Raw genomic sequence first — 7,811 nt, 5'->3', positions numbered from 1 at the left:
CAGAAAATCCCAACGCACCGCGAAGGGGGGGCCAAAACTAGCCGTCACACTGGGGCCACTTCAAGTTGACATTGCCAGAAGCCGGCGGTGGCGATCCACGCCCGCAGCGATGTTGCACGGCGACACGGTAACCCGCGTCCGGTCGAACCAAGATATGCCGCGCCGTTACCGAAACGAATGAATTACGTGTTCATTTCGAATCGCGAAGCCAAACCGGCATCTCTCGGCCTCACCGATCGCGCACGCCCTCAACGTTTTCGACGGTGACAACGCCTGCAGTCTTACGAGGACCAGCCTTGACCACCCAGCCACAGCGGCGGCTCCTCGCCGTTGTACATGCTCTTGGGCCGCCACCGCTGCCTGCGCAACAGTCGGCCGGCGTGGTGCTCGGCCACGTCCTTCAGGTACTCGACGTCGTCGCTCGTACACGGGTGCTGGCCGGTACCGTCCAACCACCACCTCGGCTGGCCGTCCTGTTCGTACCGGGTTATCCGGTAGCGCGAGGCGACGTGCCTGCCCTTGGCATCTACCTGCCAGTCCAGCAGCCGCGGGCGGATGGCCTCTGGCACCGGCTCGATGAATTCCCGGGGCGGGGTTATCCGAATCTCGACGAACTCGCCACCCATGCATCGACCCTACCGCCGGCCCGCGTTTAGTGCTTCTACCTGCGGGGATGGCGTCTTTGTGATCATGCCGGTGGGTCATTTCCGAGCGGCGGGTGCTCGCCTGGGTGATAAAGCTGACGCGACTTCGTCGGACCTGCATAGCCGCTCCGGTGTCGGCCACACCTGCTAACTTTGGCGTGTGAGCTTGGGACATCGCAGAGCTCGGGACTCGGTGGAGACACCGCAGCCCCTGTCCGTCCTCATCCAGGGGGTAGCGGGCAGGGGCGTTAAGTCCCCTGGAGGCTCTGCCTTTGTCCCGCACCGATGCTCATAGTCCGCTCTGGGTTCAACTCGCCCGCGGCGATCTCGCTGCCGCACCTTTGCACGCATCTGATCACGCCGTCTGCGACCTCCCCGGCCGACCTCCGGCCAAATGGGACCGGTGGCCGCCGGCCACACCGTGCCACTGGGTTTTCCGCTACACCGGCACCAATGTCTGCTCCTGCTGGATGTGCCATGCCGGTCCGCAACACCGTCAGGAGAACCGGAACCATAGACACCGTGACCGTATAGCCCTGCGCACCGCACTTAGCCGCTGGCGTCATGGCGATCAATCGGCCTTCGATGATCTCGCGCCGCCCTCCCGTACTCATTACTGGTAGCGATATTGCCTCTGGTGAAAAAATGGAACATCGGAATCGGGTGAACGCGAAAAATCGGTAACGCACCCACGGCTCAGCGCCGCCGCGTCAGCTGCGGTTTGGCTGCTCATGCCAGAGCGGACCTCCCGGCTCGGTTGAGCCAAGGGCGTGGCCCGCCAGCCACAAGCCGTAATCCGTCTCGTACCAGTCAACCGACCCCTCGGGCACGTCGACTGCCGGGTACGGATTGCTGTCCTCGGGCTCACCACGGTGTGCGGCGGCCCGGCCAATGCAAAACGGGCACTCGTCGTGGTCACCGAGGAACTCCAGCGCCTTGCCGGTGATCCGCAACTTCCTGCCATCAGGCAACTCAAGGTGCTCGTCGTCAATGTCCTGGTCGTCGTCCATCCCGCTGTCGTCGCAGCCACCGCCGACAGGCCGGCAGAATCGATGCGACGATCACCGTTCACATCCGTTGCGTCCCGCGGAGCCTGGATCGTTACCTTGACTCTTCGCGGATCACCAAAAGCCAGAACGACGAGACCCCAGCCGCTGACGGAATTCCTGTAACTCGGAATATCACGGCTCCTTCACCCAACGACCTCGCGGACATCGGCCGTGTCACAGGGGTACTCGCCGGCGGGCAAGATGGCTGCGCTCCACTTGCCCCCGCGTTTCGACACTGTCAATTAGGCGCCGCGCGGCGAGGGCGTTGGCGCTCGTCTTGAAAGCGAAGGCCGTCCATCGACCGTCCGGGCAGCCGTGGCCGATCCAGCGTAGGACCTTGATCTGATGTTAGTTGACGAAATCACAACTGCCACAAGGCATTCCACTATTTGCTGCGCGGTGACGACGACATCAGCTCTGCGAGTTCAGGATCCGGTGGCTTGCGAGCTTCGGAACTCTTGCATCTGGTGCGCGACATCCGCGAGGATGCTGCCCCGCGCCGCCTGCTAAAGCGGCTCCTGCGGTGGCCGTTCCACCGGCTGAGGGGCACATCGTCGAAAATCGACACTCCGGCAAAACCATGAACATCGATATCTCGTACCCGTCCGGCCCATTGGGGGCGCCGCTGGCGCAGTGGTTCCTCATTCCTGAGCAAGCCAATCAACGCTTCGCCCTCGGTCGCCTCGACGACGGTTATTAGTCGAATCCGGGTGACCACACGAACACGGTCCTCGACGTCGGCAGCGTGATCAGCCACCACTTCGACCCCGACAAAGACTACTGACGCAACCAACAGAAAACCCGGCCGATGGCCGGGGCGATCTGTAGCCGATGACGCGACTCACTTGATCGGTGGGACTATCAGGACACAATTCAAAAAATAATCAAGCCCTGCTACGGCTCCTCATGTGTGACCCGGGCCAACTTTACCCGGATGATCGGCAAATTCAGCCAGTCAAAGCGTTCCAGACGCAGCGGCGTCTTACCGATGCGGAGCAAGCCGACCTGATTACAAAGTACAAGACCGGAAGCAACATGCTGCAACTTGCGCGTGAGTTCGACGTTCACCGTCGAACGGTCCGGGCGATACTTGATCGCCACGGGGTTGAGCGACGGCAGCGCGTTCTCACCAGCGCGCAGATCGACGAAGCAATCTCCATGTATCAGCAGGGCGTCTCACTTGTCCAAGTCGGCCGCCGCTTCGGTGTCGAGCACTCCACGATCCGCAAGCACCTCATCACGCGTGGGATTGCGCGGCGGGATACGCATGGTCGGCCAACTTAGGTGCAAAAGTGTGGCTCAGATCGCCGCCAGATGGCTTCGGAGTTCCTTCGGCAGCATCGCGCCGACCTCGAGCTCGGACACCACTGTCCGCAAGTTTCTCCAAAGCTGGATACGAATCATCTCTTTCGACAGACCGTGCATGGTCGCCAGAGCCATCTCGACTTCACCGACCTCGCCTGGCCGACGTACCGAGTTGGATCTTCGATCTCCAAATGGGTGGTCAGTCTCAGTGAGCAGCCGATCGAGCGGGATCGATCCGAGAACATCGTCGCGCTTCAGCATCGCCGCGTTGACCGAGAAGTAGCACCCGAGGTCGACCGCACGAATCGTCTCTATCGGCGAACCCAGCCACCAGTGCAAGACGATGCCCAGCGGCCGGACTTCGGCGATCAGATCTAGCACCTTGCCTGTCGCCGAGTAGCTGTGGACGGTGGTTATACGGGGCTTGTCGCGCAGGATCTCAAGGAGCGACCGAAACGTCGCAACCTGCGTCGTCATCGCAACCCGTGACTTCCCGTCCAGTCCTACCTCTCCTGCGAACGGGGTGGCATCCAGGAGGCCTGCGAACTTTTTGGCCGAGAAGTCCCGTTGCGCAACAACCAAGCCAGGGTGGCATCCGACACCCCAAACCGTCGTCGGGTCGTTGCGCCGCAGCGCCGCCTCTGCCTCGTCTAGCGACCGAGTAACCGCGAACACAGCGGCGTCGAGTGCGGTGAGTTCATGCGCCGCAATGGCGGGTTCGATATGGGCGTGGAGATCCAGCGCCGGCAGCGTCCTCATGTGAAGTAGTTCTCCAACTCAGCACATGCCCGCCGACACAACTCAGCAGCGGCCGAAGTCGGGTAGCTCGGCGGCAGGCTCATGGTCGCGAGGTCACGGGTTCGCACGCCGCGTCGCAGGAAGCCTTGCATGGAGCGCTCGACTGAGTTCTTTGTCAACCAGCCCTTGACCCTGGTGCTGGTGTCGAGATCGATGTAGGCGGTGGCGTCTTGGAGCCCCGCGGCCTTGAATGAAGCTCGTCGCACGACGCACCCGAAACAAACGCCACACTGTTTCGTTACCGGCACCCCAAACGCTCGCTGGCCGGTCAGGCCGCACGAGTGGGTCGCGCTCAGGTACGCCGCCGCCTCGTCGCTACCTACCAATTCGGCTGCCTTGGCAAACATTTCACCTTTCGTCATCTCGGTGAATGGGTTGTGAATCTCGCCGTGGGCTCCAACACCAGCCAGGACGTGCGCCAGGCCCTCCAGAAACGCGGGGTGCGTTGTACGGGTCGACAGGCTGCCGCGTCGGTTGGGATCGAGCGGGGGGTTGAGCGATGCGAAGCCATTCTCAGGGATCCACAGCGGCACTCTGTCGATAGATGCTGCCGCCAGACCTAGGCTAAGAAACAGTAGCGACCGCGACCGGCTGGAAGGCTCGTTGGTAAACGAGGAGCCGTCGATCTGTTTGCTGCTGCGGCGCAAACCAATCTGCAAGTGCGCTTGCGACAGGCCCGGTATCAACTTCTCGGCTATCGTGGCCACCTCACGTTGGATTGGCGCCAGGTTCTTCGCGCCGACATGCGATAACAAGAGGTGTCCTTCGTCGGCGGCCAGTTGCGAACGCGAGAGCAACGCACCAACGGCAGAGTCTGCACCACCGCTCAGGAGGACAACCCGCTTCGGAGCGACCAATGGCAGCTGCTTAGCCACGGGCTCCTTCGGTGGACGAGCGCGATAGAAGTCCAACGTCCATGCATCGCCCGTCAGAAAATTGAGCAGGTGTTCGAGCTCGGCCCTGGCAGCGAGCCACTGCTCCGGATTTCCAACAGGAACCCGCAGCCGAAATCCTCGCTGTGACCAATTTGACCCGCCGCCCGACCGCGGCGTTGTTCGGTCGGCCGCAAACACAAGCAGTGCCAACCTCACGAAGTCGGTGTTCTCTGTGCGAACTGGTCCTAGCTTGCCCAACCGAGGCCCGTACGGCCCCTCGAATGATGATGGCCCGTCTGCCGTCCAGTAGAAGTTCTCCCTCAGCTCGGCCGGCTTAGGCTCCGCGGGTACAGACAAGCGGAGTGTGAAGTCAGGCATGCTAGCTGCTCACTCCGTAGATCTGCTCCAGTGTGCCAATGCCGTCCTGGATAGCCTTCGACAGTTCGGCTTCGGTGGCCCCATTCACGGATAGCTCCGCCTTGCTGGCAAGTACTTCGGCCGCCTCGAACAACTCCGCCTCGGCCACGGCGGCGACTTCATCTGGCCGCTCGTTTAGCGCTTTGTTCATCTCCGTGACGAGAACCTCAGCAACAACCGTGGCAATCGAATGCCGAGCAATATCCTCAGGCGTGGGAGGGCTGCCTCCGTCCGCTTGTTCGAGCACCCACTCGGCGACACTGGCAGCGACATAGCGCTCTTCGTGCTCTTCCAGGGTTCCGTTGGCCAACGGTCCACAGGCGGCCTCGACGATGCGGCGCGTTACCTCGATCGGATCACCGAGCGCCCTAAGGCTGTCGAAGTCGAGCCCCAGCGCGGCTAGGCCGGCTCGGTCGCCGGTGGCGTAGGCGTATGCCGCCGCACCGGCTCGTCCGGCTGTACCGGCAGCACGAGTTGTCGAACGTCGCAGTCCACCGCTTCGGCCGCCACCACTACTGCCTGATCCCCGCACACGGCCGCCGCCAGACATCCCGCCGACTCCACTGCCACCACCGCTAGGGGCTCGTGGACGCAGCTGCGCCAGCGCACCAGACACCAACTGAGGCGGTAGCTCGACTACCTCCTTGCCATCGCTGCCATCAGTAGTTCCATCAGTATCGACACCTGTGCCGTCACTGGCATCCCCGCCGGTGAGGCTGTCGATCCACTCGTCGGCGCCAGCCGCCACATCGCGACCCGCTTTACCCCCCGCGCCGCCGTAGGCCCCACTAGTGCCCATCTAGCTAGCTCCCTGTGTCGCCAAGCCGGCGATAGCGTTCTTGAGCGGCTGATCGGACGTGCGGCTTGACCAGTCACTTAGCACTGCAGCGAACTGGGTTGCGGGCTTGCCTCTGAAAAGCAAGATGACTGGTGGACGAATGTCCGCAACGGGCAAACCCTTTAGTGCCTTCTCAGCATTGTTCACAGCGGCAGGCACGACGTTGGTGATGCGCAAAATTCCCCCGACCGCACGGCTCATCTCGGTCGGTCGGTCGCGGGCTATCCGGCCTAGATGCTCGATCAGGGTGACGGCATCGGTGCCGCCAAGCGCCCGCAGGTCGTCATCGGTCACTGCCTTTTGCTCGATGCGCGAAGAAGAGAGGAGGTTGGCCGCAATATCGCGTAGCCGCTCCGGCAAGCCGATGTCAATAAGCGGCGTACTGCCAAACGATGCGGCCAGGTGAAGGTAAGGGCTGAGGTCAATGCTCGCCATTGGGGGTGGCAACTTGGCCCACCGAACGAAGTTATCCGAAAACTCCTCGGTCTTCTCCTTGGGTGCTTCCTGGGGCGTCTTGCTGGCCGCTGTCTTCTTGCTTGCCTTTGGGGTTTCAACGTTGTCTTTCGACTCAGCCGCAACGGCTTCCTGTTCGGTCGAGGGCCCGCTATCAACCCGCCCAGCCAGACGCTCAAGCTCGGCCAGCCTGTCACGCAGCTCGCCGCGGGCCAGCCAGTCCAGGACCTTGTTGAACCCGTCCCGCAAAAGCAGTTCCAGCACCATGAGTTTCGCCACCACAGCGATGTCGAGCTCAATACCACGACGGCGGGCAATTGACGCTCGGACGTTAAGGTCATTGAGGAAGCGCTTGACCCGACGCGGGCTACCGCGCAGCTTCTCGTAGAGTATCGGTGTCAGGCGAGTCGCGAACTGCCGCTCACCGGTGATGTCGAGACCGGTTGGCACTCTTAGATCATCGAGCGAGCCCGCCTTGGTACGCAGTTCGGTGCAGCCGCTCAGGATGTCGGCAAAAGCGTCGGGGCTCAAGTCAGCCTGTGGGCGGTTCTGCAACTGCAACAGCAACAGATACGCCTCGGTGTCGAATCGGCTCAGCGCTGGCAGTTTCAGAGTTGTCTGGACGATCTTATGGAGGTAGAGCCGAGCCGGCTCCTCTTCCTCGTCGCTGGGTTCGCTTCGTGGATAGCGATCACGGAGAGCGTCCGCGACGCGGTCCTCGTCCGCCGCAATGACGAACGACATTTTGGGAACGGACAGGAAGAGGCGCATTGTTTCCAAGGTCTCGACAACCGTTTCCGGCAGGCAGCGGTCGAGGTCGTCGACCAGGACAACCACACGCTTGACGTGAACGAGTGCGTCGTCGTTGAGAAGTTCGGCGAACTCGGTCCTGAACTCGTCCAGTGTCTTGCTCTCACCCTCGTCACCATCGACAGACTCTTCGTTGATGAGGCCGCTCAGATCATCGAGGTTTGGCAACTGCAGGGTGATCGACGACCTCGCTGCAACTTTCAACGCTTTGACCCAATTGACGCGCTTGGCGAGCTTCTTTAGGAGGTTCTGTGCCTTCTCCGATGCGCCACCCTTGCGCTTCAACTCCTCCTGAAGTGCGGTCAGCACCTCGCTTATAAGCGTTGCTTTGGCCCCGACTGAGGGGTCGTAGCGCCACGGATCGCTCTGGACTACGAGAATCTGCTCGTTCTCGTGAGGGGTGCTGCGCTGTTTCAGGTCGCTCTCGATGAGCCGGAGCACCGTACTCTTGCCGCTCCCCCACGGGCCAGAAACACCAAGCGCTATCGGATCGAGGGTGTCATCGAGCACGGCCTCGACTGCCGTCTCAGCTACCGCGCCGAATGCCAGTAAGTCGACCGGCGAAGGCTCATCAGACCAGAGGCGAACAGGCCGGACGCTCACGACAGCTCTCCCGAACCGA

General features: G+C 62.0%; 8 protein-coding genes. 2 read left to right on the top strand and 6 right to left on the bottom strand.

Features of this window, described 5'->3' with window-relative positions; genetic code table 11:
• Nucleotides 1-281 precede the first annotated feature (281 nt).
• Nucleotides 282-626 carry a hypothetical protein gene (locus AWC19_RS28685; protein WP_085081442.1) on the bottom strand — a complete coding sequence of 115 codons (345 nt, stop codon included), beginning with the start codon at nucleotides 624-626 and terminating at the stop codon, nucleotides 282-284.
• A gap of 728 nt (nucleotides 627-1,354) precedes the next feature.
• The gene (locus tag AWC19_RS28680) at nucleotides 1,355-1,654 is read right to left on the bottom strand and encodes a hypothetical protein (RefSeq protein ID WP_085081441.1); all 300 of its coding nucleotides are present in this window, start codon (nucleotides 1,652-1,654) and stop codon (nucleotides 1,355-1,357) included.
• A 562-nt stretch (nucleotides 1,655-2,216) separates the two neighbouring features.
• On the opposite strand from AWC19_RS28680, the gene AWC19_RS29790 reads away from it, so the two are divergent.
• Nucleotides 2,217-2,393 (top strand): RICIN domain-containing protein, encoded by a 177-nt coding sequence (locus AWC19_RS29790; protein ID WP_158090947.1) that lies wholly within the window; start codon nucleotides 2,217-2,219, stop codon nucleotides 2,391-2,393.
• Nucleotides 2,394-2,545: 152 nt separating this feature from the next.
• On the top strand, nucleotides 2,546-2,977 hold the full coding sequence (locus AWC19_RS30195) for a helix-turn-helix domain-containing protein (protein WP_211285026.1): 432 nt from the start codon (nucleotides 2,546-2,548) through the stop codon (nucleotides 2,975-2,977).
• A gap of 15 nt (nucleotides 2,978-2,992) precedes the next feature.
• Here AWC19_RS30195 and AWC19_RS28670 read toward each other — a convergent pair whose 3' ends face one another.
• The 4 genes from AWC19_RS28670 to AWC19_RS28655 form a co-directional block, all read right to left on the bottom strand.
• Nucleotides 2,993-3,757: a TatD family hydrolase gene (locus AWC19_RS28670; RefSeq protein ID WP_211285025.1), complete on the bottom strand. Its 765-nt coding sequence runs from the start codon at nucleotides 3,755-3,757 to the stop codon at nucleotides 2,993-2,995.
• Nucleotides 3,754-4,671 carry a 7-cyano-7-deazaguanine synthase gene (locus AWC19_RS28665; RefSeq protein WP_245849418.1) on the bottom strand — a complete coding sequence of 306 codons (918 nt, stop codon included), beginning with the start codon at nucleotides 4,669-4,671 and terminating at the stop codon, nucleotides 3,754-3,756. Before AWC19_RS28665 ends, AWC19_RS28670 begins: the two co-directional genes overlap by 4 nt.
• A 379-nt stretch (nucleotides 4,672-5,050) precedes the next feature.
• The gene (locus tag AWC19_RS28660) at nucleotides 5,051-5,638 is read right to left on the bottom strand and encodes a hypothetical protein (protein ID WP_245849417.1); all 588 of its coding nucleotides are present in this window, start codon (nucleotides 5,636-5,638) and stop codon (nucleotides 5,051-5,053) included.
• A 249-nt stretch (nucleotides 5,639-5,887) separates the two neighbouring features.
• On the bottom strand, nucleotides 5,888-7,792 hold the full coding sequence (locus AWC19_RS28655) for a KAP family P-loop NTPase fold protein (protein ID WP_245849413.1): 1,905 nt from the start codon (nucleotides 7,790-7,792) through the stop codon (nucleotides 5,888-5,890).
• Nucleotides 7,793-7,811 lie beyond the last annotated feature (19 nt).

This window comes from Mycobacterium palustre (assembly GCF_002101785.1).
In the GTDB taxonomy this organism is placed as follows: domain Bacteria; phylum Actinomycetota; class Actinomycetes; order Mycobacteriales; family Mycobacteriaceae; genus Mycobacterium; species Mycobacterium palustre.
This window is presented reverse-complemented; position numbering and strand designations above follow the sequence as displayed.